This is a genomic window from Sphingomonas endophytica, assembly GCF_001476895.1.
Classification (GTDB): domain Bacteria; phylum Pseudomonadota; class Alphaproteobacteria; order Sphingomonadales; family Sphingomonadaceae; genus Sphingomonas; species Sphingomonas endophytica_A.
Window position 1 is genome coordinate 1 of the sequence record NZ_LDTB01000276.1, and the last position, 654, is coordinate 654.

Consider the following 654-nt stretch of genomic DNA (forward strand, 5'->3'; position numbering starts at 1 on the left):
GTCCAGCAGACCCAGAAGTCCTTCTCGATATTCTGAGATGCCGTGCCAAGGCGTAGCGCGGTCGTATCGAAGGCGCTCAACATCGTGTCCGACCCGGCCGCGAGAACCTCATCGAAAGCCGGGTTCATGCCTTCGCCCTCCGGGTTGCGCCGCGATTGGCGATTGGTTTCTTCTGGGTGGAGAGCGGTTTCGGCTTCGGAGGTACGACGACAGCGTGACTCTGATCGTTTTCACTCCTTCTTTGTCGATCATGATCTGCGCCAACATGATCAGCATCATCACGATCATCGTCGATGTGCCGACGACCAACGGCAGCATCCGCTTCGATGAGCGGCTTAAGAAACACCCGCATCCATGTCGGAAGAGCTGACATACCGGCAGTGAGATCGGCTCTAAGCGACGGCCCCGTTGTGGGATCCTCGAAAAGCTTGGCGAGCTTGCGTTTAACCTGATCGCTCTCGCCTTCACGAACCAAGAGATCGCGCAGCCAGTGAAGCGCCTGGACGAGGCGCATCGCCGGTCGTCCGGCCCAGAACAGCTTGCTGGCCGCGGTCGGACGAAAACTGATCGTTACGTTACCCAGCCGGATCGCGCGGCGACGGGCGTCGGTATGCACCACGATTTTGGCCGGGACGGCGTCAGTCAGGCCCAGAT

General features: G+C 59.8%; 1 protein-coding gene. It reads right to left on the reverse strand.

Annotation, left to right across the window (positions count from 1 at the left end):
• Nucleotides 1–124: 124 nt before the first annotated feature.
• The coding region (locus tag NS334_RS18020; protein ID WP_241492024.1) for a DUF6088 family protein at nucleotides 125–654 on the reverse strand (530 nt) is incomplete at its 5' end.